31 protein-coding genes and 1 tRNA gene are annotated in these 25,424 nt (G+C 65.3%); 21 read left to right on the plus strand and 11 right to left on the minus strand.

Annotation, left to right across the window (positions count from 1 at the left end):
• Positions 1 to 85: 85 nt before the first annotated feature.
• The 3 genes from ACNJYD_RS28530 to ACNJYD_RS28540 all read right to left on the minus strand — a co-directional run bounded on the left by ACNJYD_RS28530 (position 86) and on the right by ACNJYD_RS28540 (position 3,327).
• Positions 86 to 1,279: an MFS transporter gene (locus tag ACNJYD_RS28530; protein ID WP_439363976.1), complete on the minus strand. Its 1,194-nt coding sequence runs from the start codon at positions 1,277 to 1,279 to the stop codon at positions 86 to 88.
• A gap of 56 nt (positions 1,280 to 1,335) precedes the next feature.
• Positions 1,336 to 1,956 (minus strand): TetR/AcrR family transcriptional regulator, encoded by a 621-nt coding sequence (locus ACNJYD_RS28535; RefSeq protein WP_439367524.1) that lies wholly within the window; start codon positions 1,954 to 1,956, stop codon positions 1,336 to 1,338.
• 429 nt (positions 1,957 to 2,385) lie between these two features.
• Positions 2,386 to 3,327: an N-carbamoyl-D-amino-acid hydrolase gene (locus tag ACNJYD_RS28540; RefSeq protein WP_439363978.1), complete on the minus strand. Its 942-nt coding sequence runs from the start codon at positions 3,325 to 3,327 to the stop codon at positions 2,386 to 2,388.
• A gap of 279 nt (positions 3,328 to 3,606) precedes the next feature.
• Between ACNJYD_RS28540 and ACNJYD_RS28545 the strand changes: the two genes are divergently transcribed.
• From ACNJYD_RS28545 to ACNJYD_RS28560, 4 genes are all read left to right on the plus strand, one after another.
• Positions 3,607 to 3,831, plus strand: a complete 225-nt coding sequence (locus tag ACNJYD_RS28545; protein ID WP_018648745.1) for a hypothetical protein — start codon at positions 3,607 to 3,609, stop codon at positions 3,829 to 3,831.
• Between the two features lie 80 nt (positions 3,832 to 3,911).
• Positions 3,912 to 4,040 carry a hypothetical protein gene (locus ACNJYD_RS28550; RefSeq protein WP_439363979.1) on the plus strand — a complete coding sequence of 43 codons (129 nt, stop codon included), beginning with the start codon at positions 3,912 to 3,914 and terminating at the stop codon, positions 4,038 to 4,040.
• A 10-nt stretch (positions 4,041 to 4,050) separates the two neighbouring features.
• Positions 4,051 to 4,377, plus strand: a complete 327-nt coding sequence (locus ACNJYD_RS28555; RefSeq protein WP_439363980.1) for a hypothetical protein — start codon at positions 4,051 to 4,053, stop codon at positions 4,375 to 4,377.
• A gap of 158 nt (positions 4,378 to 4,535) precedes the next feature.
• Complete coding sequence (locus ACNJYD_RS28560; protein WP_172787290.1) at positions 4,536 to 4,832, plus strand: hypothetical protein; 297 nt, start codon at positions 4,536 to 4,538, stop codon at positions 4,830 to 4,832.
• Between the two features lie 183 nt (positions 4,833 to 5,015).
• On the opposite strand, the gene ACNJYD_RS28565 is transcribed toward ACNJYD_RS28560, so the two are convergent.
• On the minus strand, positions 5,016 to 5,927 hold the full coding sequence (locus ACNJYD_RS28565) for a LysR family transcriptional regulator (RefSeq protein ID WP_172787289.1): 912 nt from the start codon (positions 5,925 to 5,927) through the stop codon (positions 5,016 to 5,018).
• Between the two features lie 71 nt (positions 5,928 to 5,998).
• Here ACNJYD_RS28565 and ACNJYD_RS28570 point away from each other — a divergent pair, with 71 nt between their 5' ends.
• The 3 genes from ACNJYD_RS28570 to ACNJYD_RS28580 are packed head-to-tail and all read left to right on the plus strand — an operon-like array spanning position 5,999 to position 8,735.
• Positions 5,999 to 6,628 (plus strand): HAD-IA family hydrolase, encoded by a 630-nt coding sequence (locus ACNJYD_RS28570; RefSeq protein ID WP_439363982.1) that lies wholly within the window; start codon positions 5,999 to 6,001, stop codon positions 6,626 to 6,628.
• Positions 6,625 to 7,602: a tripartite tricarboxylate transporter substrate-binding protein gene (locus ACNJYD_RS28575; protein WP_439363983.1), complete on the plus strand. Its 978-nt coding sequence runs from the start codon at positions 6,625 to 6,627 to the stop codon at positions 7,600 to 7,602. The genes ACNJYD_RS28570 and ACNJYD_RS28575 overlap by 4 nt, the downstream gene beginning before the upstream one ends.
• 2 nt (positions 7,603 to 7,604) lie before the next feature.
• A complete protein-coding gene (locus ACNJYD_RS28580; protein ID WP_439363985.1) occupies positions 7,605 to 8,735 on the plus strand; it encodes a DSD1 family PLP-dependent enzyme in 1,131 nt (376 codons plus the stop codon).
• Between the two features lie 447 nt (positions 8,736 to 9,182).
• Here the strand turns inward: ACNJYD_RS28580 and ACNJYD_RS28585 are convergent.
• Positions 9,183 to 9,259 (minus strand) — tRNA-Pro (locus ACNJYD_RS28585).
• Between the two features lie 68 nt (positions 9,260 to 9,327).
• On the opposite strand from ACNJYD_RS28585, the gene ACNJYD_RS28590 reads away from it, so the two are divergent.
• The 6 genes from ACNJYD_RS28590 to ACNJYD_RS28615 all read left to right on the plus strand — a co-directional run bounded on the left by ACNJYD_RS28590 (position 9,328) and on the right by ACNJYD_RS28615 (position 15,420).
• A complete protein-coding gene (locus tag ACNJYD_RS28590; protein ID WP_439363986.1) occupies positions 9,328 to 10,317 on the plus strand; it encodes an L-threonylcarbamoyladenylate synthase in 990 nt (329 codons plus the stop codon).
• Between the two features lie 16 nt (positions 10,318 to 10,333).
• The gene (locus ACNJYD_RS28595; RefSeq protein WP_439363988.1) at positions 10,334 to 11,761 is read left to right on the plus strand and encodes an FAD-binding oxidoreductase; all 1,428 of its coding nucleotides are present in this window, start codon (positions 10,334 to 10,336) and stop codon (positions 11,759 to 11,761) included.
• Complete coding sequence (locus tag ACNJYD_RS28600) at positions 11,758 to 12,201, plus strand: GNAT family acetyltransferase (protein WP_439363989.1); 444 nt, start codon at positions 11,758 to 11,760, stop codon at positions 12,199 to 12,201. The genes ACNJYD_RS28595 and ACNJYD_RS28600 overlap by 4 nt, the downstream gene beginning before the upstream one ends.
• A 188-nt stretch (positions 12,202 to 12,389) precedes the next feature.
• Entirely contained in the window at positions 12,390 to 12,971 is a 582-nt protein-coding gene (locus ACNJYD_RS28605) for a GDP-mannose pyrophosphatase (protein WP_439363991.1), read from the plus strand.
• Between the two features lie 291 nt (positions 12,972 to 13,262).
• Positions 13,263 to 14,192 carry a glycine reductase gene (locus tag ACNJYD_RS28610; protein ID WP_439363992.1) on the plus strand — a complete coding sequence of 310 codons (930 nt, stop codon included), beginning with the start codon at positions 13,263 to 13,265 and terminating at the stop codon, positions 14,190 to 14,192.
• A gap of 34 nt (positions 14,193 to 14,226) precedes the next feature.
• Positions 14,227 to 15,420 (plus strand): CaiB/BaiF CoA transferase family protein, encoded by a 1,194-nt coding sequence (locus tag ACNJYD_RS28615; RefSeq protein WP_439363993.1) that lies wholly within the window; start codon positions 14,227 to 14,229, stop codon positions 15,418 to 15,420.
• 109 nt (positions 15,421 to 15,529) lie between these two features.
• On the opposite strand, the gene ACNJYD_RS28620 is transcribed toward ACNJYD_RS28615, so the two are convergent.
• Positions 15,530 to 16,294: an SOS response-associated peptidase gene (locus ACNJYD_RS28620; protein WP_439363994.1), complete on the minus strand. Its 765-nt coding sequence runs from the start codon at positions 16,292 to 16,294 to the stop codon at positions 15,530 to 15,532.
• 63 nt (positions 16,295 to 16,357) lie between these two features.
• Between ACNJYD_RS28620 and ACNJYD_RS28625 the strand changes: the two genes are divergently transcribed.
• From ACNJYD_RS28625 to ACNJYD_RS28640, 4 genes are all read left to right on the plus strand, one after another.
• A complete protein-coding gene (locus tag ACNJYD_RS28625; protein ID WP_172787278.1) occupies positions 16,358 to 16,867 on the plus strand; it encodes a hypothetical protein in 510 nt (169 codons plus the stop codon).
• A gap of 9 nt (positions 16,868 to 16,876) precedes the next feature.
• A complete protein-coding gene (locus ACNJYD_RS28630; RefSeq protein ID WP_439363995.1) occupies positions 16,877 to 17,311 on the plus strand; it encodes an NUDIX hydrolase in 435 nt (144 codons plus the stop codon).
• Between the two features lie 45 nt (positions 17,312 to 17,356).
• Positions 17,357 to 17,734 carry a TIGR02301 family protein gene (locus tag ACNJYD_RS28635; protein ID WP_172787276.1) on the plus strand — a complete coding sequence of 126 codons (378 nt, stop codon included), beginning with the start codon at positions 17,357 to 17,359 and terminating at the stop codon, positions 17,732 to 17,734.
• Between the two features lie 250 nt (positions 17,735 to 17,984).
• On the plus strand, positions 17,985 to 18,251 hold the full coding sequence (locus tag ACNJYD_RS28640) for a hypothetical protein (protein ID WP_025034564.1): 267 nt from the start codon (positions 17,985 to 17,987) through the stop codon (positions 18,249 to 18,251).
• A gap of 176 nt (positions 18,252 to 18,427) precedes the next feature.
• On the opposite strand, the gene ACNJYD_RS28645 is transcribed toward ACNJYD_RS28640, so the two are convergent.
• The 5 genes from ACNJYD_RS28645 to ACNJYD_RS28665 all read right to left on the minus strand — a co-directional run bounded on the left by ACNJYD_RS28645 (position 18,428) and on the right by ACNJYD_RS28665 (position 22,555).
• The gene (locus tag ACNJYD_RS28645) at positions 18,428 to 18,748 is read right to left on the minus strand and encodes a cupredoxin domain-containing protein (RefSeq protein ID WP_439363996.1); all 321 of its coding nucleotides are present in this window, start codon (positions 18,746 to 18,748) and stop codon (positions 18,428 to 18,430) included.
• A gap of 9 nt (positions 18,749 to 18,757) precedes the next feature.
• Positions 18,758 to 19,291, minus strand: coding sequence for a DUF4142 domain-containing protein (locus tag ACNJYD_RS28650; RefSeq protein ID WP_172787274.1), 534 nt, complete (start codon positions 19,289 to 19,291; stop codon positions 18,758 to 18,760).
• Positions 19,292 to 19,377: 86 nt separating this feature from the next.
• Positions 19,378 to 20,070, minus strand: a complete 693-nt coding sequence (locus ACNJYD_RS28655) for an RNA polymerase sigma factor (RefSeq protein ID WP_439363997.1) — start codon at positions 20,068 to 20,070, stop codon at positions 19,378 to 19,380.
• Positions 20,071 to 20,180: 110 nt separating this feature from the next.
• Positions 20,181 to 21,050 (minus strand): sulfurtransferase, encoded by an 870-nt coding sequence (locus ACNJYD_RS28660; protein ID WP_172787272.1) that lies wholly within the window; start codon positions 21,048 to 21,050, stop codon positions 20,181 to 20,183.
• A 170-nt stretch (positions 21,051 to 21,220) separates the two neighbouring features.
• Complete coding sequence (locus tag ACNJYD_RS28665; RefSeq protein WP_439363998.1) at positions 21,221 to 22,555, minus strand: dihydroorotase; 1,335 nt, start codon at positions 22,553 to 22,555, stop codon at positions 21,221 to 21,223.
• 97 nt (positions 22,556 to 22,652) lie between these two features.
• Between ACNJYD_RS28665 and ygfZ the strand changes: the two genes are divergently transcribed.
• From ygfZ to ACNJYD_RS28685, 4 genes are all read left to right on the plus strand, one after another.
• On the plus strand, positions 22,653 to 23,528 hold the full coding sequence (gene ygfZ / locus ACNJYD_RS28670; RefSeq protein ID WP_439363999.1) for a CAF17-like 4Fe-4S cluster assembly/insertion protein YgfZ: 876 nt from the start codon (positions 22,653 to 22,655) through the stop codon (positions 23,526 to 23,528).
• On the plus strand, positions 23,525 to 24,151 hold the full coding sequence (locus ACNJYD_RS28675) for a DNA-3-methyladenine glycosylase I (RefSeq protein WP_439364000.1): 627 nt from the start codon (positions 23,525 to 23,527) through the stop codon (positions 24,149 to 24,151). The genes ygfZ and ACNJYD_RS28675 overlap by 4 nt, the downstream gene beginning before the upstream one ends.
• Positions 24,148 to 24,762 carry a YfbR-like 5'-deoxynucleotidase gene (locus tag ACNJYD_RS28680; protein ID WP_439364001.1) on the plus strand — a complete coding sequence of 205 codons (615 nt, stop codon included), beginning with the start codon at positions 24,148 to 24,150 and terminating at the stop codon, positions 24,760 to 24,762. Before ACNJYD_RS28675 ends, ACNJYD_RS28680 begins: the two co-directional genes overlap by 4 nt.
• A gap of 145 nt (positions 24,763 to 24,907) precedes the next feature.
• Positions 24,908 to 25,414, plus strand: a complete 507-nt coding sequence (locus ACNJYD_RS28685; RefSeq protein ID WP_439364002.1) for a tyrosine phosphatase family protein — start codon at positions 24,908 to 24,910, stop codon at positions 25,412 to 25,414.
• Positions 25,415 to 25,424: the final 10 nt, after the last annotated feature.

The following is a 25,424-nucleotide window of genomic DNA, read 5'->3' on the forward strand; positions in this document are numbered from 1 at the left end:
CAACCGCAACCCATCCGCGAGATGGAAATTGCCTCATCGCGCGGTTGGTGAACGGCTCGCATAGCGCCATCCCGGCGACCGGCCGCTACTCGGTCACCGCGTAGAGCAACCCCGCGACTGGCAAAGCAAGGCCAATGGCCGATGCGAGCATCCAGCCGCCCTGTGCGAACGCCCAGGCTCCGACTGCGGAGCCGGCCGCGCCGGCGGCGAAGAACGTCGCCATGTAGAGACCATTGAGGCGACTGCGGTGCTCATGGCCGAGCGCGAAGATGGCGCGGAAACCCAGCACCACGTTGCCCTGGACACCGATATCGATCGCAATCGCGGCGACCACCAGACAGGCGAGGTTCAGCATCGAGCCGGGCGCGCCGATGGCGGTCACGAGGAAGCCGGCGGCCGTGAGCAGCATCGCAATCAGCGTCGCGATGCGGCTATGGCCGCGGTCGGCGAGGCGCCCGGCGATCGGCGCGGCGAACACACCGGCGACGCCGGCCAGCGCGAACAGCGCGATGCCGCGCTGGGAGAAGCCGAACTCGCCGGCGAGCTGGAGCGGCGCCACCGTCCAGAACAGGGTGAAGGCGCCGAACAGGCTCGCCTGGTAGAGCGCGCGCCGCCGCAGCAGCGGCGTGGCCCGCACCAGATGCGGCATCGACAGCAGCAATTGGCCGTAATGCATCCGCGTGACCGGCTTGCGCTTCGGCAGCGTCATCCAGAGCACGGCCGCGAGCACGATCATCAGCGCGGCGGAGGCGAAGAACACCGCGTGCCACGACAGCAAGGCGGTGACGAAGCTCGACACCGGACGCGCCAGCATGATGCCGAGCATCAGGCCGGTCGAGACGTTGCCGACGACGCGGCCGCGGATGGCTTCGGGCGCCAGATGCGCCGCATAGGGGATGATGATCTGCACCGCGACCGAGCCGAGGCCGATGAACAGCGCCGCGAGCAGGAACGGCAGCGCATGGGTTGCGAACGCGGCGGCGACGAGCGCCGCGGCGCCGAGCATGATCACCGAACAGATCAACGCGCGGTTTTCGACGAGATCGCCGAGCGGCACGATCAGCAGCAGCCCGGTGCCGTAGCCGATCTGCGTCATGGTCACGATCAGCCCGCTAGCTGCATGCGACAGGCCGAGCGCGGCGCTGATCGGGGCGATCAGCGGCTGCGCATAATAGATGTTGGCGGCGACCATGCCACAGGCCGCGGCGAGCACGAAGGTCAGGCGCTGCGACACCGCATCCGGCCCGGGCGCGGTCTCGATCGTGGCATTCATGGTCATTCGCATCGACTCCAGATATTAATAGGGAATGATCATTCCCTATTATGACGATAAATTCAGGCGAGCAGCTTCATGGCGACGCCGACCAGGCGCTCGCCTTCGAGCGGCACGCGGGCCTTGCCGACGACGCGCAGGCCTTGCGTGATGCAGATCATCAGCCGTGCGGTGTCATCGGCCGCGACGTGGCGGGGAATCGAGCCGTCGGCCTGGCCCTCGCGAATGAGGCCGGCGATGAAGCTTTCGTTGCGCTCGAGCTGCGCATTGACGCGGGCGCCGACGACCGAATCGACCGCGGAGAGCTCGACGGCACTGCCGACGACCAGGCAGCCGCGCCGCCCCTCGCTACCCCGGGAATGCTCGACATAGGACAGCAGCAGGTGACGGATGCGCTCGCGGCCGTTCGCGCCGCGCGCCGCCGCGCTGCGGGTCTGCTCCTGGCGCAGCGCCGCGTAGCGCTCGAAGGCGGCGAGGAACACCGCATGCTTGTCGCGAAACGCCTTGTAGATGCTTCCCGTGGCGAGCCGCATCGCCGCGGTGAGCTCGCCGATCGAGGTGGCATGATAGCCGCGCTCGCGAAACACGCGCACGGCGCGGTCGAGCGCGGTGTCCATGTCGAATTCCCGGGGGCGGCCGGGCGGACGTGCGGCAGGCCGGGAGCGGCGGGCGGTGTTTTGCATTGCGGGATAATAGGGAATGAACGTTTCCGAATAAAGACACGTGGTTGTGAAGGGGGACATGATGGTGACGTCACGGCGCGGTGCGGATAGATGGGCCCGGCTCTGCAGCGCACCGCACCGGACGATGCTTCGCAAGAGCGAAGTATGGTGCGCACACTCTCCTCCTCGTCATTGCGAGCGCAGCGAAGCAATCCAGACTACCGCCGCGGAGAGACTCTGGATTGCTTCGCTGCGCTCGCAATGACGGAGTGTGGCAGCACCGCAGTTCTCTGAACGGCTCTCGTAGGATGGGTAGAGCGAAGCGAAACCCGTCACGCATCCTCCTCGCCGAAGCATGATGGGTTTCGCAAGGGCTCTACCATCCTACGCGTCCATGAACCGGCGAGCGGCCCCGGATTACGCTGTCGCTCCATCCGGGCCACGGCAGCATCACCCCTTCACCGGCGTGCCATCCGCCATCGTCGTCACGCCCTTCCGTTCGACGATCATGCGGTAGGCCCGCGGCTGGCGGTGGACGTCGAAATTGAAGGTGGTGCGCTTGTAGGAGTTGCAGAGATCGAGATCGCAGCGCGCCAGCGCGATCTCGTCGCCCTTGGTGGTGCAGGCCGCGATGATCTCGCCCGAGGGCGCAATGACGCAGCTGCCGCCGATGTGATCGACGCCTTCCTCGTTGCCGGCCTTGGCGACGCCGACCACGAAGGTGCCGTTCTGATAGGCGCCGGCCTGCATCACCAGGTGATTGTGGAACAGCGAGAGATCGTCATGCTCCGGCGCGGGCGGATTGTGCACCGGCGTGTTGTAGCCGATCAGCACCATCTCGACGCCCTGCAGCCCCATGACGCGATAGGTCTCGCTCCAGCGGCGATCGTTGCAGATCGCCATGCCCATCACGCCGCCGAAGGCATCGACCACGCCGAAGCCGCTGCCGGGCTCGAAATAGCGCTTCTCCAGGTGCTGGAATTCGCGCCAGGGCTCGTGCTCGGCATGGCCGGGCAGATGCACCTTGCGATATTTCAGGACGATCGCGCCGCTCTTGTCGACAAGGATGGACGTGTTGTAGCGCCTGAGGATCCCGGCCTCGACGGTCAGCTCGGCGTAGCCGAGGCAAAAGCCGATGCCGAGCTCGCGCGCGAGATCGAACAGCGCCTGCGTCTCGGAGCCCGGCATCTCGCGCTCGAAGAAGCTGTCGATCTCGGCCTGGTCCTCGAAGTACCAGCGCGGGAAAAACGTGGTCAGCGCCAGCTCGGGATAGACGATCAGATCGCAGCCGGAAGCCCGTGCCTCGCGCATCAACGCCATCAGCCGCGCCACCACCGCGGTCCTGGTCTCGCTCTTCGCGATCGGTCCGAGCTGGCCGGCTGCGATGGTCATAATTCTCGCCACGCGTCATTCCCCATCTTTTTCGAGTGCACCGGGCCCGAGCCTATCGGGCGGCGCACCGCGCGCACAGGCCGCCTCGGCCCTCCGTGCCGAGGGCACAATCAAATTCCGTGCCTGCGGGTATCATCTTGCGGCGCTGGGTGAGCACCCTGGACGGGAATTTCGTTGCCGATCTGCAACGGTTCCCCACCGTCTGAAGCTGGACAAAACAAACTCCCATTCCGGCCACGAACCGCTCTCACAAGGCCGTGAGACTATCAGGGGAAGACGATGCGTGCACAACGCGTTTGGAAAGTGAATGGGGCCGCCAGCATCGGGCAGCTCCAATCCAGGCTGGACGATCTGAACAAGCGTCTCAGCCAACTCGAAAACCAGAATCCGGAGAATTGGAAGCTTGAGGAGCTGAGATCGAGCGCGCTCAGCCTGTCGCGCGAGATCGACGACATCCGCTGCGCCGAGGCGACGGCGGCCTTGAGCGAGCTGCTGCGGAAATAACCAGGCCTACCGATTCGCGCCGCGCCAGGGGGAACCAAGCGCGGCGGCGGCCATTTCCATGCAAAGCATGGAGCGAGATCATGAGCAGGCACCCGACGCGCGCCTATCTCGCGCGCGGCGTGGCCGGCGCGGTATCCATGCTGGTCCTGTGCGCGGCGGCGTCTTCACCATCGCGCGCCCTTTCGCGTTATGAAGAATTTGGCTTGTGAGGGATTTCGCATGACGTCCGATCCCGAGGAGCAGGTCAGGCTGCAAGGCTACGGCGAGATGACGCTGCGCACGGCCGTCGAGACCTTGATGCTGCTCGCGCCGCGCGAGCGATCCGAGGCCGCAATCTTTCGCGTCCGCGACGGCGTGCGCCTCGCGCAGAGCGAAATCGCCGAACTCGCATCCAGCTGGGCCATCGAGCCCGCGCCAAACGTGCGATCGCCGAAACTGGTGCCGGAGCAGCACTGGCAAGACGTGGTCCGCGGCATGGTGCGTGACGCCCCGCTGCCGTCGCTGCTGGTGGCCTTCCTGGTGGGTGTGCTGGTCGCGCGCAGATGATGATGCACGCTCGCGATGACGCGCTCACATGAATGGAATCACCGCGTTCCGGGAAACCCGAGGAAACCCTTTTGCTCGCGACATCGCGACCGTTCCGCGCGGAACGTCTCGCGGCAGGAGGGATTGGTCCCCCGTTGAACCCGAACATGGAGACAACCATGACACGTACGAAACTCGTGAGCGTCGCCGCAACTCTTGCCGCGATTTTGCCGCTCGCAACTGCAAGCCCCAGCCTCGCTGCGGGACGCGGTCCCGGCTGGTGCACGACACCTAGTGGAGAAGCTGTCGGCGCCGCCGGCCCGGCGATGAGCGGCGGCCAGTTGATGGCCGGCGTCGGCCAATGCCAGCGCATCGGCGGTTGGCACCCCACCAACACCTACGGCTATCAGGGCCCGGGCTACGGATATGACGAGCCCCGCTGGGGCACATCAGCCTACGCACCCTACGAAGACTAGGGGCCCTTCCATCGCAAGATCACAGCGGCGCGGCCAATCACGGCCGCGCCGCTGTCCCGCCACGGCCCGGCTCCGGGTCATGACCCGCTCTCTCGCGCTGATAGCGGACATTGCTGGACGTGTCCCCACGGCAAGGGCCAAATCGCTCGGCCGAACCGTCAGCAAGGCTTCGAGCGCTGCACGTCAAATACTTCGCCAAGGCGGCCTCGGTTGAAAGCGGGTTTTCAGGCTTTCAACAAAATGCGAGACACGGGCTGAGACCCCGCGACGCGTTGGCACCAAAGCCAGAATATCGGCGCCTTCGAATTCATATTCACGAAACAGCCGACGCAGTTCGCCCTTCTTAACCGATGGCGCCACGTCCCATTCGGACCTGAGTGCGATGCCCAACCCTGCAATAGCCCACTCGCGAACAACCTCACCATTGTTGCTGGTGAGTGCCGGAGTTATTCGAAGCGCTTCTGATCGCCGGGATGATGCGTGGCTATTCCTGTAGCGCCAAAGCGTCACGTCCTCTTCGTTTTCGCGAACGGAGAGACATGCATGCTGCGCCAGGTCGCGGGGATGTGACGGCGTTCCGCGTCGTCGAAGATAGCCGGGACTGGCGCACACCCAGCGCGCGTTGCGGGCAAGAAGGTGAGCAATCCACGAGGAATCCCGGACTGTCCCGATATGGATGACGACGTCAGCTTCGACATTGCTGTTCCAGGGGGTTTCGGAAAGATCCAGCGTCGCACGCACCTGTGGGTAGTCGCGAATGAATGCCGCCATGACGGGCGCGACATGAATCCTGCCAAAGCCAAAGGGCGCGACAACCCGTAGGGGGCCGGCAAATGCGCCACCGCTGAGACTGTTCCCTAGATCATCGATACGCGCCAACAGGGACTGGGCTTCATGAACGAGCCGTTCGCCTTCCGGCGTGAAGCGCAGGCCTCGGGAGTTGCGGACGACAAGATTGATTCCGAGAACGGCCTCCAGCTTTTTCAATCGCATGGAAAGCGCCGGCGGCGTGACATCGAGCGCCCTCGCCGCCCCGCTAAGCGAGCCGGTTCGGCTCAGGGCTACCACAAATCGAAAATCCTCAAGCGCAATCATTCAATTTTCCTGAAAGGATGAGATAATCATACTTAAACACAACTGATCACCGAAGTGATAGAAGTTTGACAATGACCATGCCCCGCGCCGTTCTTTTCGATCTTCTCACGGCGCTCCTCGATTCCTGGAGCGTCTGGAATGCCTCCGCCGGATCCGAAGCGTCGGGCCGAGCCTGGAGGGCCGAGTATCTCCGCATGACCTATGGTTGCGGTAGTTATGTTCCGTATGAGGATCTGGTCCGCCAGGCTGCGCGCGCAACTGGTCTCGCTCCGTCGGCGGCAGACGCCCTCGAAGCAAATTGGATGTCCCTCCCGGTCTGGAGCGGCGCGCAGGTTGCGCTAGACCAGTTGGCCGGACGCGCGCGCCTGGCAGTCGTCACCAATTGCTCGACGCGCCTTGGACGAATGGCCGCCGCCCGCCTCCGCACACAATGGGATGTCGTGATCACCGCGGAAGAGGCCGGATTCTATAAGCCCGACACCCGCCCCTATCGTCTTGCGTTGGACATGCTGGGCGTGTCGGCTGCGGACGCAGCGTTTGTCGCAGGCTCCGGCTACGACCTCATCGGCACCTCAGCCGTCGGGCTGCGCACCTACTGGCACAATCGCGTGGGCTTGGCTCGTCCGGAGGGCGCCCCGGCAGCCGAGAGAGAATCTCCGAACCTCGATGACCTCGTTCCGTGGCTGGAGGACTTTTCATGATGATATCTCGCACGTTGGCTGCCATGTTCGCGGTCGGATTGAGCATCTCTGCGGCAACGGCTCAGGAGTTTCCCGAGAGGCAATTGACGCTGATCGTTCCGTTTCCAGCCGGTGGCCCGAGCGATGCACTTGGCCGGGCGGTGGCTCAAGCCATGGCCACCCACTTGAAGCAGTCTATCATCGTAGAAAATATTGGCGGCGCTAGCGGCACCATCGGCCTAACCAAATTGCTAAAGGCGCCTGCGGATGGATACTCGCTCGGATTTGGCACCATCGGCACACATGTCGCGAATGTCGCGTTCTACAAACGCCTTCCATACGACCCAATCGCGGACTTCGAGCCTGTGGGCCTCGCTGGGATGGCTTCCACACTTCTTGTCGCGAAGATGGACCTGCCGGCATCCAATCTACATGAGTTCGTCACCTATGCCCGTGCCAACGGCGAGAAACTCACCTATGGCAGCGCTGGCGTCGGATCGATTTCGCACTATGCCTGCGTTCTGCTGCTGTCAAACCTGAAACTGAGCATCACCCATGTTCCATATCGCGGCATTGCCCCAGCGATGAACGACCTCATGGGTGGTCACGTGGACTTCATGTGTGACCAGACCACCACAGCGCTACCTCAAGTGCTCGGCGGAACGATCAAGGCCATCGCAGCGCTGAGTGATCAGCCCCTGCCGCAGGCGCCTCAAATATCCACTACGGCAGAGGCCGGCTATCCGGGCGTGAAACTCCGCTCCTGGAACGCGATCTTCGTGCGAAGGGGAACGCCCGTTCCGGTGCGTCAGAAATTAAACGACGCCTTGCGCGCAGCACTCGTCGACCCGGATGTCATGCGGCAAATGACAGCGGTGGGTGTCGAACTGCCAAGGGGAGCGGATCTCGAGCCCGGTGCCGTCAGCGCGCTGATCGCCCAAGGGCTGGAGCACGACGTGCCAGTGCTGCGCGCCAAGGGCGAATATCTGGACTAAGCATGACATCTTTTTCCGACATCGAAACGCCCGCTGCCATCGTCGACGTCGTGCGCATGCAGCGTAATATCGCCCGCATGCAGGACCGGATGAACGCCTTGGACGTCAGCTTCCGTCCCCACGTCAAGACGACCAAATGCTTCGCCGTTGCGGACAGGCAGCGCGCCGCGGGCTCGAACGGCATCACCGTCTCGACCCTGCGCGAAGCCGAGGAGTTTTTTGCTGCGGGCTACGACGACATCCTCTACGCGGTCTGCATCGCGCCGCACCGGCTCCGCCGGGCCCAGCGACTGCGTGATCGAGGCTGCCGCCTCAAAATTCTGGTCGACTCGGTCGAGGCTGCGCAAGCCGTCGTCGAGGCGCAGTCCCATCGCGATCCTTTCCACGTCCTGATCGAGGTCGACACTGACGGACACCGCTCGGGTGTAGGCCCCGAGGATGAGCGTCTCATCGAGATCGGCCGCATTCTTCACACCGGCGGCGCCACACTTCGCGGCGTGCTGACTCATGCCGGAAACTCCTATGAGCTCGACGAGCCCGGGGCCCTGGAGCGGTTGGCGGAGCAGGAGCGTGCCTTGAGCGTTCGCGCGGCCGAACGGCTTCGCGCTGCCGGCCTTCCATGCCCGGTCGTGAGCGTCGGATCGACCCCGACAGCGCTGTCCGCCCGCGCCTTGGACGGCGTTACGGAAGTGCGCTGCGGCGTGTACGTGTTCTTCGATCTATTCATGACGAATGTCGGCGTCTGCGCGTTCGACGATATCGCCCTGTCCGTGCTGACGAGCGTGGTCGGCCATCAGTCGGAGAAAGGCTGGATTATCGTCGACGCCGGATGGATGGCGATGAGCCGAGACCGCGGCACTGCTCGTCAGCGCCGTGATTACGGATACGGGATCGCATGCGATTTAGAGGGGCGCCCGCTCAAGGAAGACTTGGTGATGATCGCAGCAAATCAGGAACACGGAATCCTTGCCGTAAGAAACGGTCCTGTCATCTCTCTTGAAAATTGCTTTCCGATTGGCACACGACTTCGAATACTCCCGAATCACGCCTGTGCTACCGGAGCACAATTCTCCGAATATCATGCCGCCACGGAAAACGGCATTGAAAGATGGCGGAGGTTTAATGGCTGGTGACATTGCCTGCCTAGAACCTCACGGAGTGGCGGCCCCAGGTGGGTACGACAGTCATGCGGTGAGAGCCGGTGCTTTTGTCTTTGTTTCCGGACAATTGCCGATCTCCGCCAATGGCGCGAGGCTTGCTGACAAGGACCTTCATCCGGATGAAGAGGCTGCGTAGGCGTTTGGAGGAAGGCGCTGAGTTGAACTCTATCCCCGCGCGCCATTCGCGCCCGGAGGTCAGCCAAAATAGGCCCGTAAGTCCGGAGGGAGCATTTGTGATGCTCGATCATGTCCTACGTGACATCCCGCCAGGGTTCGTTTAGGTCGTCCCGCATCAGCCTGATCTGCTCCTCGACGCCCCTGGCATAAGCCTTGGGATCGACAGGGATGGCTGCCGTGCCTCAAATCATTGCGCATTTCATTGCGTGGGAAAAACGTAGAAAGTATAAGTACTTGAAATGATGGTCGGAGTGGCAGGATTCGAACCTGCGACCCCTGCGTCCCGAACGCAGTGCTCTACCGGGCTGAGCCACACTCCGACAAGAAGGCGGCTTATAGCGTCGGGTTTGACGCACTGCAAGCGGCCGAGCTGAGGAATTTTGCCCTCGTGAAAACGGGTATTGAAACGCTGATTTTGCCGGCCGGCGCGGCCGGCGCGGAAGCCGCCGCCCGGCGACTTGCGGCCGGCGGGCTGGTCGCGTTCCCGACCGAGACGGTCTACGGGCTCGGGGCGGATGCAGCCAATGCCACCGCGATCGCCCATCTCTACGCCGCCAAGGGGCGGCCGGCGTTCAATCCGCTGATCGCGCATGTCGCCGACCTCGAGGCCGCGCGGCGGATCGGGCGATTCGATGCGCGCGCGCTGGCACTGGCGGAAGCGTTCTGGCCGGGGCCGCTGACGCTGGTGGTGCCGAAGACCGAGGACTGCCCGGTGGCGGATCTTGCCACCGCCGGCCTCGACACGGTCGCGATCCGCATCCCCGCCCATCCCGTCGCGCAGGCGATCCTGCGCGCCTTCGGCGGCGCCGTGGTGGCGCCGTCGGCCAACATCTCCGGCCACGTCTCGCCGACGCTGGCCGCCCATGTCGAGAGCGACCTGTCCGGGCGGATCGACCTGATCGTCGATGGCGGGCCTGTTACGGTCGGCGTGGAATCGACGATCGTCGGCTGCCTCGACGCGCCGATGCTGCTCCGTCCCGGCGGGCTGTCACGCGAGCGGATCGAGGCGGTGCTGGGCGCGCCGCTGGCGCGGCCGCCGGCGGAGGCCGAGAGCGACGACGGCCAGCCGCTGGCGCCGGGCATGCTGGCCTCGCATTACGCACCGCGCGCCCATGTGCGGCTCGATGCGCGTGAGATCGCGCCGGGCGAGGCGCTGCTGGCGTTCGGCCCCGCGCGCCTGCCCGGCCTTGACGCCGCGTCGGCCGTCATGAATTTGTCGCCCACCGGTGATGTCGATGAAGCCGCCGCCAATCTGTTCGGCTATCTTCGCAACCTCGATGCGAGAGCGCCGCGGGCGATTGCGGTGATGCCGATACCCGAAGATGGTCTGGGCGAGGCGATCAACGACCGGCTGCGCCGCGCCGCGGTGGCGCGGTGAAGCAAGAGACGAGGACATGAACATCAACAAGCCTGCCACCCCGCCGCTTGCCCCCGAATTGATCGCGCAATTCCGCAAGATCGTCGGCGACCGCCACGCGATCACCGATCCGACCGATATCGAGCCTTACGTCACCGAGGAGCGCAATTTGTTCCACGGCCGCTCGCCGCTGGTGCTGCGCCCGGGCTCGACGGCGGAGGTCTCTGCCATCTGCAAGCTCGCCTCCGCGCACAACATCGCGCTGGTGCCGCAGGGCGGCAACACCGGGCTCGTCGGCGGCCAGACGCCGCATAATGGCGAGGTGGTGGTGTCGCTGCGCCGGCTTGACAAGATCCGCGAGGTCGACACCGCCTCTAACACCATGACGATCGAAGCCGGCGTGGTGCTGCAGATCGCGCAAGCCAAGGCGTCCGAGGTCGACCGGCTGTTTCCGCTGTCGTTAGGGGCCGAAGGCAGCTGCACCATCGGCGGCAATCTCTCCACCAATGCCGGCGGTACCGCGGCGCTCGCCTATGGCGTCGCGCGCGAGATGGCGCTGGGGCTGGAAGTGGTGCTCGCCGACGGGCGCGTGCTGAACGCGCTGTCGAAGCTGAAGAAGGACAACACCGGCTACAATCTGCACAACCTCTTCATCGGCGCTGAAGGCACGCTCGGCATCATCACCGCGGCGACGCTGAAACTGTTTCCGAAGCCGCGGGCGATCGAGACCGCCTTCGTCGGGCTGAAATCGCCGGCGGCGGCGCTGAAGCTGCTCACCATCGCGCAAGGCGAGGCCGCCAATGCGCTGACGAGCTTCGAGCTGCTGTCGCAGCTGGCGGTGGATTTCTCCGTGCGCCACGGCATCGACGTGCGCGATCCGCTCGCCGAGAAGCATCCCTGGTACGTGCTGATGGAATTGTCATCGCCAAGCGAGGATGCCCGCACGCCGCTGGAGACGATCCTCGCCCGCGCCATGGAGGAGGAGATCGTCGACGATGCCGTGATCGCGGCGAGCCTCGCCCAGCGCGCGGCGTTCTGGAAGCTGCGTGACGAGATGTCGGCGGCGCAGAAGCCGGAAGGCGGCTCGATCAAGCACGACATCTCCGTCCCGGTTGCGGCCGTGCCCGAATTCATCGCGGAAGCCGATGCGGCCGTGGTGAAGCTGATCCCCGGCGCCCGGCCGGTGCCGTTCGGCCATCTCGGCGACGGCAATCTGCATTACAATGTCAGTCAGCCGATCGGCGCCAACACCGCCGATTTCCTCGCGCGCTGGCATGATGTGAACGCGGTGGTGTTCGAGATCGTGCTGCGCATGGGCGGCTCGATCTCGGCCGAGCACGGCATCGGCGTGCTCAAGCGCGACGAGCTGCCCGAGGTGAAGGACAAGACCGCGTTCGAGCTGATGCGACAGGTCAAGGCGATGCTCGATCCGCTCGGCATCATGAATCCGGGGAAGGTGCTGTGAGCGCCCTTGCGATCGAGCCCATCTCCGACGCCGATGTCGAGCCGGTCGTCGCGCTATGGCAGCGCTGCGGCCTGACGCGGCCCTGGAACGATCCGCATGCCGACATCGCGCTGGCGCGGCGGCGGGCCAATTCCACCGTGCTGGTCGGCCGCGAGAACGGCGCGATCGTTGCCACCGCGATGGTCGGCCATGATGGCCATCGCGGCTGGGTCTATTACGTCGCCGTCGATCCCACCTGTCAGAAGCGCGGCCATGGCCGCATCATCATGGCCGCGGCCGAGGACTGGCTGCGAAGCGCCGGGATTTCGAAGCTGCAGCTCCTGGTCCGCCGCGAGAACGCGCAGGCCAATGCGTTCTATGGCTCGCTGGGCTTCGAGCTATCGACCTCCGTGATGTTCCAGAAGTGGCTCGACGGCCGCGCGACCACGCCAAGCAATTGAGATCGAGATGCGGCCGCGAACGCAACTGCGCCCCCTCGCCCCGTTCTTACGGGGAGAGGGTTGGGGTGAGGGGCTTCTCTCCGCACGCGAGATCGTCGATGGACCTGTACCCCCTCACCCGCATCCCATCTCCGATGGGATGCGACCTCTCCCCGCAAGCGGGGAGAGGTGAAGAAGAGAGAGACCTCATGACCATTTCCGACCGCGTCCGCATCAAGGACGTCCGCGTGCTCTCGGACGGCTGGACCACGCTGAAGACCACGACGTTCGAGTACCGGCGCGCCAGTGGCGAGTGGCAGACGCAGCATCGCGAGACCTATGAGCGCGACAACGCCGCCGCCGTGCTGCCCTACAATCTCGCGCGGCGGACCGTGATCCTGGTGAAGCAGTTCCGCCTGCCGGCCTTCATCCGCGGCTACGACGACCTCTTGATCGAGGCCGCTGCCGGCGTGCTCGACAACGCCGAGCCCGAGGAGCGCATCCGCGCCGAGGCGGAGGAAGAGACCGGCTATCGCCTGCACCACGTCCACAAGGTGTTCGAGGCCTTCATGAGCCCCGGCGCCATCACCGAAAAGCTGCATTTCTTCGTCGCCGAATACGAGCCCGAGATGCGGGTGAGCGACGGCGGCGGCCTCGAGCACGAGGGCGAGGACATCGAGGTGCTGGAGCTCGGAATTGACGAGGCGCTGGCGATGATCGCCGACGGCCGCATCATCGACGCCAAGGCGATCATGCTGCTGCAGTATGTGGCACTGCACGTGTTCAGGTGACGCGCTTACCCTCCCCTGGAGGGGGAGGGTCGATCGGGCGCAGCCCGAGCGGGGTGGGGTGATCTCTCCTCGCAGGCACTGTTCGAGGTGGAGAGACTGTCACCCCACCCCGTCTCACATCTTCGCTGCGCTCAGATGTGAGCCGACCCTCCCCCTCCAGGGGAGGGTAAGTGGTAGCGTGCGCGTGGCTTCATCGCCTGTTGCAATTCTGACCTGCGCCGCCGCTCCCCCCGTTGAGCAACCCCGCAACTATCTCTAGTCTGGCCCCAACCAAGAACCAGGAGACGCGCCATGTCTGCTCCGCGCGACGACGAATTCGGCTTTGCGCCCGACTACGACTCCCCCGTTCCCTACATGCAGCGCACCCGCGATTATTACGCGGCGATCGGCTACACCACGCCGTACCGCTGGGCGCATTACACCGAGGCGCCGTTCCAGCCGCTGAAGAAACCGCTGGCCCAATCGCGCGTCACCATCATCACCACCGCTGCGCCCTACGATCCGGCCAAGGGCGACCAGGGGCCGGGCGCGGCGTATAATGGCAGCGCGAAGTTCTATCAGGTCTATGACGGCGACACGTCGAAAGAGCACGACCTGCGCATCTCGCACATCGGCTACGACCGCAAGCACACCTCGGCCACCGACAGCGGCACCTGGTTTCCGCTGCCACAGCTGTTGAAAGCGTCCGCTGCGGGGCGGATCGGCGAGATCGCCCCGCGCTTCTTCGGCGCGCCGACCAACCGCAGCCATCGCGTCACGCTCGACACCGACGCGCCGGAGATCCTGGCGCGCTGCCTCGCGGACAAGGTCGACGTCGCGGTGCTGGTGCCGAACTGCCCGGTCTGCCACCAGACCACCGCACTGGTGGCGCGGCATCTGGAGCGCAACGGTATTCCGACCGTGATCATGGGCTGCGCCAAGGACATCGTCGAGCACGCCGCCGTACCGCGCTTCCTGTTCTCTGATTTCCCGCTCGGCAATTCTGCCGGCAAGCCGCACGACATCGCCTCGCAGGCGCAGACGCTCGAGCTCGCGCTCCGGCTGCTGGAGACCGCGAGCGGTCCGCAGACCACGATGCAGTCGCCGCTGCGCTGGAGCGAGGATGCCTCCTGGAAGCTCGACTACAACAACGTCGCGCAGCTGAGCCCTGAAGAGCTGGCGCGCCGCCGCGCCGAATTCGACAAGCAGAAGGAGATCGCGCGCGGCAACCGCGCCGCCTGACGTCCTCCGATAAGAACAATCAAGGGAGAGCGACGTGACGCGACCGTTCGAGGGCGTGAAGATCCTGGATTTCACGCAAGTGCTGGCCGGCCCCTATGCGAGCTATCAGCTCGCGCTGCTCGGCGCCGACGTCATCAAGGTCGAGCGGCGCGAGGGCGAGGACATGCGCCGCACGCCGCTGTCCCGCGAATGGGCCGAGCGTGGCCTGGCGCCGGCATTCCAGGCCATCAACGGCAACAAGCGCAGCCTGACGCTCGATCTGCAGAAGCCGGAGGCGATCGCGATCGTGAAGAAGCTCGCAAGCCGCGTCGACGTCGTCATGGAGAATTTCCGTCCGGGCGTGATGGACAAGCTCGGCATCGGCTATGAGGCGCTGTCCGCGATCAATCCGAAGCTGATCTATTGCGCGGTGTCAGGCTTCGGCCAGACCGGCCCGGATCGCCTGCGCCCCGGCTATGACGGCAAGATGCAGGCGCTGTCGGGCATCATGGCGATCACCGGCCACCCCGAGACCGGACCGACGCGCGCCGGCTTTGCGGTGTGCGACGTGCTTTCGGGCGCCACGGCCGCGTTCGGCGTGTCGAGCGCGCTCTACCAGCGCGACCGCACCGGCAAGGGGCAGCTGATCGACGTCTCCATGCTGGAGGCGACGCTGGCGTTTCTCTCGGGCCAGATCGCGGACTGGTCGGTCGCCGGTCATCGGCAAACACTGTCGGGCAATCAGGCGGTGAGCCGCCGGACCACGGCAAATTTATTCAAGTGCGGCGACGGCCATATCCTGCTCGCCGTCAACAACGAGAAGCAATACCGCGCGTTGATGGCTGCGCTCGGTCGCGAGGACACGCTGTCAGATCCGCGCTTTGCCGACTGGTTCTCCCGCAACGAGAACGAGCCGGCGCTCCGCGCCATCATCGAGGAAGCGCTCGCCGCACGGCCGGCGCGCGAATGGGAAACGATCCTGGAAGACGCCGGCGCGCCCTGCGCCAGCATCTGGAAGGTCGAGGAGGTCATCGACCATCCGCAAATCAAGGCGCGCGGTGCGATCCAGGAGCTGGACACCCAATACGGCCGCCTGCGCTTTGCCGGCAGCGGCTTCAAGCTCGCGCATGGCGGCGGCAGGCTGGATCGCATGGCGCCGGAGCTGGGCGCGGATACGGATGCCGTGCTGGGCGAGCTGGGATTCGACGCGGCGGAGATCGCGGGCTTACGGGCGAGGGAGATTGTCTGAAGCTCCGTGCCGTAGCGTGGGCAAAGCGAAGCGTGCCCACCACCGCGTATTGAAGAGAGAGATCGTGGGCACGGCGCGTTGCGCCTTTGCCCACCCTACGGCACCGCGCCTAGAACAACGATCCCTGCCCGTCATCCGACGACGCAGCCGCAGTCTTCCGCACCCCCTTCTTCGGCTTCGTCGCCTCGGCCTCCGCCTCGATCTCCTCCGCACTGATCGGCAGCACGAGCTGCTCGTCATCATTGGCGACGCGGTTAACGCGGGTAGAGACCGGGTGCCAGGCGAATTCGCCGACGTGCGGGGGCCTCATCAGCGGCAGGATCGCATCGACCTCGTCGCCTTTGATGTCGAGCCAGCGCTCGAAGTCGCGCGGACTGATGGTGACGGGCACGCGGTCATGCAGAGCGGCGAGATCCTCGCCCGCCGCCGCGGTGACGATCGCGACCGTGTCGAGCTCCTCGCCGTTCGGCCCGACCCAGGTCTCGAACAAGGCGGCAAAGCCGAGCGGCTCACCGTCGGCGCGGTGGATGAAAAAGGGCTGTTTGCGGCCGGCTTCCGTCTTCCACTCGTAATAACCATCAGCCGGGATCAGGCCGCGCCGGCGGCGAATCGCGTTCTTGAAGGCGGGTTTCTCCAGCACAGTCTCGGAGCGGGCGTTGATCAGGAGCGTGAACCCGCGGGGGTCCTTGACCCAGCTCGGCAGCAGACCCCAGCGCATCAGGCGGAAGCGGCGCGCGCCGTTCTCGACCAGCACCACCGGAATCGGTTGCGTCGGGGCGACATTGTACCGGGGCGGGAAATTCGGCTGCTCGACATAGCCGAACAGTTGCCGCAAAGCCGCGGGGGCCGAAGTTATGACGAAGCGTCCACACATCCTTGGGGGCCTATATAGGGTCCGTTCAGGTCCTTTTAACCCCGAACGTTAACACTGCGGCAGATGAGCTCAACGGCCACCCAACCCGCGCGGACGCATGTACAGACGGGCCCCGAGGCGGCCGCCTGGGCCGAACGGCTGCGCGTGGCCAACATCAACCCGCGGACCGGGCTTGCCACCGACTATCTCAACCATTTCAATGAAGCCGTGATGCTGCTCGAGATGGTGCCGGATATGCCGGAATGCGCGGATGACTTCCTGACCTGGACGCCGCTGTCCTACGCCGAGCATTTCACGGCGTCGAATTTCAAGGCGCGGGATTTGGCGATCGAAGCCTATGAGAAAGCCGATCCCAACGTGCGTGCCCAGTTCGACCACATGACGGATACCATGACCTCGATCCTGACCGCGGTCGGCTCGGCCATGCGCGAGGTCGAGAAGGACTCGACCCGCGTGCGCCTCGCCGAGCAGGCCACCCTCTGGGTCAAGCCGCTGATCGCGGCCTGCGGCGGCATCATCAATGGCGGGGCGGAAGCCGACGTCGACACCATCATGGCGAACTCGGCCCGATAGGTGGCGCGATTGACTGCAATTGTCCATCCTGCCCATCCCCAGCTCGCGGTCAGCGCGGCGATCTTCCGCGACGGCAAGGTGCTGCTGGTCCGCCGCGCCCGCTCGCCCGCCAAGGGCTTCTATTCGCTGCCGGGCGGCCGTGTCGAGTTCGGCGAATCGCTGCATCAGGCCTTGAGCCGTGAGGTCGACGAGGAAACCGGTCTTCGTATCGAGATCGTTGGCCTTGCCGGCTGGCGCGAGGTGCTGCCGGCCACCGCCGGCGCCGGCCATTACCTGATCATGTCCTTTGCCGCCCGCTGGACGGCCCGGGAGCCGGCTCTCAACGACGAGCTCGACGATTACCGCTGGATCGCCCCGGACGCCATGGCGAGCCTCGGTGACCTCAAGCTGACCGGGGGGCTGGAGGAGGTCATCCTGTCGGCTCACCGGCTGCTTGGGGCCTGACGGCCCGCCTTGCGCCAGCCGTCCCGAGGGGGCATACAGCCGCCGATGTCGATGCGATTTCTGGCCATTTTTGTCGTGATTCTCGCCTGCGCCTCCGGGCCTGCGAGAGCCCAGGACGTGGCGGCGCCGTTTGACGGCGGACTGCAGCGGCTGGCCGAGATCCTGGGCGGCCTGCACTATCTGCGCGGCATCTGCGGGGCGAACGAGGGCAACAAATGGCGCAACGAGATGCAGGCGCTGATCGATGCCGAGACCCCCTCCGGGGAGCGCCGCACCCGCATGATCGCCGCCTTCAACCGCGGCTATAACGGTTTTCAGCAGACCTATCGCAGCTGCACGCCGGCCGCGACGGTGGCGATCCGCCGCTATATCGAGGAAGGCTCGAAGATCTCGCGGGATCTCACGGCGCGCTACGCGAACTGATTTCTCGTCATTCCGGGGCTCGACGAAGTCGAGAGCCCGGAATCCATCGAGCCGCAGAGTTGGTGGCCTGACGGATTCCGGGCTCGCGCTGCGCGCGCCCCGGAATGACGAGTGCTGGAACCCTGTCATCGACTTTGTTCACAGCCGTTAACCGTTCTTAAAGATGTGGCCTAGCGGTCGTTAACGCCCGTGCTACACCTTCTCGCACAGCGCATCGCCGTGGATCGCGCCCCAGCCCTGACCGAGTTTCATGAGCCAGCCGATTTCCTACGCCCCCGCCCGCGCGCCGCTGCCCGATCACGAGCAGAAACAGGCTGCGCTGAGCTATCTCAACGAGGCCTGGGCCGAGGCGCGCCATGACGGCGTCGACGGCGACTGCCTGGCGCAGGCGAGCCTGTTCGCGGCGCTCGCCGAGCTCGTCGGCACCTATGGCGAGGACGCGGTGGCGAAGTTCGTCGAGGGCTTTCCCGGCCGCATCCGCAACGGCGAATTCTCGGTCGGCATCTCCAGGCAGTAGGCCGCTCCGAAAAATGACCCCGCCACGCGGGCGGGGCCAGTTGCGGATGAATGACTTGGCGAAAGGCTTCGCGAAGTCTGCCGCTCTTATCGCACGGAAGCCGCTTTCAGCGGACAAGCATTAGTCTCGCGGCCGTCGGGAGAAGTTCCCGCAGCGCGCGGGAATTCGCTCCCTCGTCACGGCTCGATCTTGAGCGTCGCTTTCATGTTGGGATGATAGCGGCAGTAATACTCGACCGTTCCGGCCTTGTTCAGAACTGATGTCGCTGATTTCTTCGGCGGCAGCGGCACGTCGAAATCGCCGTTCCTGGCGGTGGCGGTGTGGGCGAAGACGTCCTTGTTGACCCAGGTGATGGTATCGCCGATCTTCGCCGATACCTCAGCCGGAGCAATCACGAGATTGTCCATCGTGATCTCGATCGACGCAGCGCGTGCCGGGACGATCGTCGACAGGAGGACGACCGCAAGCGCGATCGAGGCGAGGCGTCCCGGCATCATGCGAGGCTCCTATTTCAGCTCGGCCGCAACATGCTCGGCGTGCTGCTGATGGCCCTGGAAGATCTTCAGCCCGGTCTGCAGCAGGCTCTTCAGCTCGGCATTGCTCGCAGACGGAATGAGTTGCGTCTCCAGGGCGCCATTGACTGCCTTGTGGTAGGCGACCTCGTTGGCGACGTAAGCCTTGTCGAACGCCGCGCCATCCAGCTTGTCGAGCTCGGCCAGCTTGTCGGCCGCCTGCTTCGATAGCGCCTTGCTGGTGTCGTTGTCCTCCGGCGTGACGTTCAGCTTCTTGACGAGCGCGAGGGCCTGCTTGTTGACCGCCTCGTGGTCGCGCAGCATGTCTTCGGCGAACGCCTTGACATCCTTGTTCTTGGCCTTCTTCTGCGCCTGCTTGGCAGCGTTGATGTCGATCACGCCCGCGATGTAGGCGATATGCGCGATCTGGGGATCGGTGGGCTTGTCGGCTGCGCTGGCGCCGTGCAGCAAAACGGGACTCGACAACATCATCGCTGCGGCGGCCGCCGCGCTCCATCGGATCAGCATGGCTTGGCACTCCTGTGGGCCGGAAACGTTCCGGACTGTTGCTTGCACAGGTTGGATGCCAATTCCGCGCGAACGTTCCCGAAAAATTAGGCCCCGATGCCAAGCCGCCTGAGCACGGCCTCCGTCAGGCGCTCGCAACGCTCACCGGCGAACGGAAACGCATCCATCACGACCGGACCGATCTTCTTCTCGACGTTCTCGCGCAGCATCGCGCGCGCACGGTGCAACCGAGTCTTCACCGTCTCGGGCTTGATGCCGAGCAGCTCGGCGGTCCCCTCCACGCTCATCCCCTCCATCACCCGCGCGATGAAGACCATGCGGAAGGTCTCGGGCAGTTCATCGACCGCGCGTTCGACGACACGCTGGATCTCGCGTTGGGCCATGGACTTTTCCGGATCAGTTGCGGCGGACGAAAGCGGAAACTGGATGATTTGCGCTTCGAGCGTTGCCTCCGGCACCGATCCCAGCTCGACCTGCGGCTTCCGACCGCGTGCGCGTCCGAGGGCTTCGTTGATGGCAATGCGCGACAGCCACGTCGACAGCGCCGACTCGCCAAGGAATCCGTCGAGATGCGTGAAGGCGCGGACATAGGTCTCCTGCACAACGTCCTCCGCTTCGCTGTCGCTGCGCAGGATGCCGCGGGCGAGCCTGAAGAGCCGGCGGTTATTGGCTTGCATAATCTCGCGCAACGCGGCCTCGTCGCGGCGCCGCGCGCGGGCCACCAGCGCGGCCTCCGAAGTCCGGGCGCCGGCGGTCAGGCCGGCTGCGGTCCCTGGCATGGCGGGTGTCCTGTCTCCAATTGGTTCCGGACATTGGATGCAGCCGCAGAGGAAAGGTTCCCGATTTTCTTCCCCGGGATCTTACCTTCCTGGAAGGTAAGGACCGCCTCCTAGTCTGTCTCGATCGGCAGCGAGGGATCCCGCGCCCATTCGCCCATCGATCCATCGTACAGCGTCAGCTTCTCGTAGCCGAGCTGCGTCAGCAACAAGAGGTTGATCGTCGCCGAGATGCCTCCCCCGCAATAGCAGATCACGGTCTTGTCGCGCGTGACGCCCTGGGCAACGAACTTCTCTTCCGCGTCCGCAAGATTCGTCAGCGTCTTGTCGGCATTAACGAGTGTTGGGGCGGGAACATTGACGCTGCCCGGCACGCGGCCGGGCCGACCATAGCGGCTCGGCTCGAGGCCCTGGTGAAATTGCGGCAAGAGCGCGTTGACGATGACCGTCGAGGCATCGCCGATGCGCGCCTTCACTGTGTCCTTATCGACGAAGAAGCCCGCGCGCGATGCGGCCACGAAGGTCGTGGCCGGATAACCCTTCGGTGCACCGGTCTCAATCGGCCGCCCCTCTTCCTTCCACTTGTCGAGGCCGCCGTCGAGCACGCGGGCATCAACGCCGAGCGAGCGCAGCATCCACCAGAACCGCGTCGACCACATCATGGTGCCGATGCTGTAGAGCACGATCGTCTTGCTCGCATCGAGGCCGTGGCGACCGAAGGCGGCCTCGAGCTGGGCTACGTCAGGCATCATGAAGAGTGGGCGCGCGGAGGTGTCGGAGAATTCGCCTTGCAGGTCGAGGAAATCGGCTCCGGGAATGTGGCCGGCCGCGAACGTCTTGTCGCCTGGCACCGCGCGATAGGGCACGTCGCTACCGGGCGGCACCGGCTCGTTGTAGGTCGTGCAGTCATAAAGCCGGAGATTGGGATCGCCGAGCATGGCGGCGAGTTGCTCGGTGGTGATGAGGGGCGTGGGTTGGGGCATTGACTGCACTCCAAATTGCGCTCGCGCTGCCGGGCACTCTGTCATTGCCCGCGAAGGCGGGCAATCCAGTATTCCAGAGACGGCGGCAATTGAACCGAGAAGCCGCGGCGTACTGGATGCCCCGCCTTCGCGGGGCATGACAGGGGAACGAGGAGCGGGACCCTGCCCGCCTACTGCTTCAGCGTCTCCAGAAACCGCACCGGCTCGCCCTGCGCGGCCGTCACCAGCTCGCCCTGCCACATCACGCGGCGGCCGCGGATGAAGGTGCCGACGGGCCAGCCGGTGACGCGAACGCCGTCATAGGGCGTCCAGCCGGCCTTGGACGCCACCCATTTGTTGGTGATGGTCTCGCTGCGCTTCAAATCGACGATGGTGAAGTCGGCATCGTAGCCGGCGGCGATGCGGCCCTTGCAGGCCATGTTGTAGAGACGTGCCGGGCCGGCGCTGGTGAGGTCGACGAAGCGCGCCAGCGAGAGCCGACCCGCGTTGACGTGATCGAGCATCAGCGGCACCAGCGTCTGCACGCCGGTCATGCCGGAGGGCGAGGCCGGATAGGTCTTCTGCTTCTCCTCCAGCGTATGCGGGGCGTGGTCGGAGCCGAGCACGTCGATGATGCCCTGCTCGATGCCGCGCCAGATGCCGGCGCGATGATCGGCGCCGCGCACCGGCGGGTTCATCTGCGCCAGCGTGCCGAGCCGCTCGTAGCATTCGGGCGCGACCAGCGTCAGATGGTGCGGTGTCGCCTCGCAGGAGGCGACATCCTTGTGGTCGCGCAGGAACTCGATCTCCTCCTTGGTCGAGATGTGCAGCACGTGGATACGCTTGCCGGTCTCGTGCGCGAGCTTGATCAGGCGCTGCGTCGCCATCAGCGCCGCGGTCTCGTCGCGCCAGACCGGATGCGAGCGCGAATCGCCCTCGATGCGCAGCGGTTTGCGCTCGTTGAGGCGGTATTCGTCCTCGGCATGGAAGGCGGCACGGCGGCGGATCACCTGGAAGATGCGGCGCAGGCTCTCGTCGTCCTCGACCAGCAGCGCGCCGGTGGACGAGCCGATGAACACCTTGACGCCGGCGCAGCCGGGTGCGCGCTCCAGCACGGGCAGGTCCTGCACGTTCTCGCGGGTGCCGCCGATGAAGAAGGCGAAATCGCAATGCATGCGGTGATGGGCGCGCTTCACCTTGTCGGTGAAGGTGGCCTCCGTCACGGTCAGCGGCGAGGTGTTGGGCATCTCGAACACCGCGGTGACGCCGCCCATCACGGCGCTGCGCGAACCGGTCTCGAGGTCTTCCTTCTGCTCCAGCCCGGGCTCGCGGAAATGCACCTGCGTGTCCATCACGCCGGGCAGGATGTGCAGGCCCTTGCAGTCGATCACCTCGGCGGCCGAGCCTTGCGGCAGCGGGCCCAGCTCGGCGACGCGGCCGCCCGTGATGCCGATATCGCGAACACCCTCACCGTCCTGGTTGACCACGGTGCCGCCCTTGAGGATCACATCGAAACGCTGGGTCATGGGGCCTCTCTCATCCTCAGGGCACAGGGCTCGAGGTCTTGTCGTTTGTGCGTTGCGGGCTTACGTTCCGGAGCAACATGTCGCAAGAGATTTTCGCATGAAATCAGCGTTTCTTCCCGATCGGGGCGTGATCAAGGTCGCGGGTGAGGATGCGCGCAACTTCCTCAATGGCCTCGTCACCACCGACCTGGACCGGCTGAAACCTGGCCTGGGGCGATTCGGCGCGCTGCTGACGCCGCAGGGCAAGCTCATCGTGGATTTCCTGATCACGGAAGCGCCCGCGGGTCACGGCGGCGGGTTCCTGATCGACTGCCCGAAGGCGCTGGCGGACACCCTCGCCACCAAGCTGAAATTCTACAAGCTGCGCGCCAAGGTCACGGTGGACAACCTCGACCTCGGCGTGCTCGCGGCATGGGACGGCGAGCCGGCGGCCCAGCCCGACCTTGCCTTCGCCGATCCGCGGGCCGATGGGCTCGGCACCCGCATCCTGATCCCGGAAGACCTCAAGCAGAAACTGTCGGACCTCATCGGCGCCGAGCTGGTCGATGCGGCCGGCTACGAGGCGCACCGCATCGCGCTCGGCGTGCCGCGCGGCGGGCTCGATTTCATGTACGGCGATGCGTTCCCGCACGAGACCAACATGGATCGCCTCGCCGGTGTCGATTTCGACAAGGGCTGCTATGTCGGCCAGGAGGTCGTCTCGCGCATGCAGCATCGCGGCACCGCGCGCACGCGCAGCGTGAAAGTGCTGCTCGAGGACGCCTCGCCCGAGCCGGGCACGACCATTCTCGCCGGCGACAAGCCGGTCGGCACGATGGGCTCGAGCGCCGGCGGCAAGGGCATCGCGCTGGTGCGCATCGATCGCGTCGCCGACGCGCTCGATGCGGGCCAGCCGCTCACCGCCGGGGGGCTGGCTTTGACGCTCGCTGAACCCGACGTCGTTCGAATTCCAGCCAAGCAGCCCATCGCATGAGCCGCGCTGCCCGCTTGCATCCCGATGGCCTGACCCGCTGCCCCTGGCCGGGCGAAGATCCGCTTTATGTCGCCTATCACGACACCGAATGGGGCGTGCCGGAATACGATGACCGCGCGCTGTACGAGAAGCTGATCCTCGACGGTTTCCAGGCCGGCCTGTCCTGGATCACGATCCTGCGCAAGCGCGATAATTTCCGCAAAGCCTTCGACGACTTTCAGCCGGAGAAGATCGCGCGCTACACGCCCAAGAGGGTTCACGCGCTGATGAACGATGCCGGCATCGTGCGCAACAAGGCCAAGATCGAAGGCACGATTCTGAGCGCGAAGTCGTATCTCGATATCATGGAGAAGGGCCCGGGCTTCTCGAAGCTGCTGTGGGACTTCATGGACGGGCGGCCAAAGGTCAACCAGTTCAAGACCACGGGAAGCGTGCCGGCCTCGACGCCGCTGTCGGTGCAGATCTCCAAGGAGCTGTCCTCGCGCGGCTTCAAATTCGTCGGCCCGACGATCGTCTACGCCTTCATGCAGGCGACCGGCATGGTCAACGACCACCTGGTCGATTGCCATTGCCATGCGACCTGCGGCAAAACCCGGCGCAAGCCGCGCCTCAAGGCCAAATGACGGCGAAGAAGGCGACGCGCAACGAGGAGGTCCGCGCCTGGCAGCGCATGCTGTCGGGCCGGCGGCTCGATTTGCTCGATCCCTCCCCGCTCGACATCGAGATCGGCGACATCGCGCACGGGCTGGCGCGGGTGGCGCGCTGGAACGGGCAGACCCTCGGCGCGCACATCTTTTCGGTCGCACAGCATACGCTGCTGGTAGAGACCGTGCTGCGGCTCGAGATGCCCCGCGTCGACCAGCGCGTGCGGCTCGCGGCCCTGCTCCATGATGCGCCGGAATACGTGATCGGCGACATGATCTCGCCGTTCAAGGCCGTGCTCGACGGTCATTACAAGGCGGTCGAGAAGCGGCTGCTCGGTGCCATCCACATCCGCTTCGGCTTGCCGCCGGTCTTGCCTGACGACATCACGCAGGCCATCAAGGCCGCCGATCGCGGTGCGGCTTATCTCGAGGCAACCGAGCTCGCGGGCTTCAGCGCGAGTGAAGCGCGGCGCCTGTTCGGGAAGGATCCGGGTCTCTCCGACAGCGTCCGGCGCGACTATCTGACGCCCTGGACCGCGGCGCGGGCCGAGAAGCAGTTTCTGGAGCGGTTTGGCGCCGTGTTTGCGTAGGTCCTGTAGGGTGGGCAAAGGCGCTCTTGCGCCGTGCCCACCAAATTAAGCGCGATGCGCGCAGTTGCGAAATGGTGGGCACGGCGCGATGCGCCTTTGCCCACCCTACGAGCGCTCGCTATAATCGGGCGCAAAAAGGCCCGCCATGATCCACGTCTGTTCCCTCGCCGCGCTTCCCGAAACCGTCCGCATCACCGGCGCCAGCCATGTGCTGACCGTGATGGCCAATGTCGAACAGGTGGCGCGGCCGGTGTCGGTGTTGCCGGCCAACCATCTCAAGGTGTCGATGGACGACATCACCGAGGAGATGGACGGCTTCGTCGCGCCGTCGGAGACGCATATCGAGCAGGTGCTGAACTTCGTGCGCGGCTGGGACCGCAGCGCCCCGCTGGTGGTGCATTGCTATGCCGGCATCAGCCGCTCCACCGCCAGCGCCTTCGCGGCCGTCTGCGCGCTCAATCCCAACCGTGACGAGATCGAGATCGCCCGGAAGATCCGTGCGGCCTCGCCGATCGCCTCGCCCAACCGGCGCATCGTCAGCCTCGCCGATCGTGCACTCGGACGCAACGGCCGCATGCTGCGCGCGCTCGACGAGATGGGCCCCGGCGCGATGATGGTCGAAGGCCGCCCCTTCGTGATCGAGCTCGAATGACACAAGCGAT

The sequence above is a fragment of the Bradyrhizobium sp. SPXBL-02 genome, from assembly GCF_051853065.1.
GTDB lineage: Bacteria > Pseudomonadota > Alphaproteobacteria > Rhizobiales > Xanthobacteraceae > Bradyrhizobium.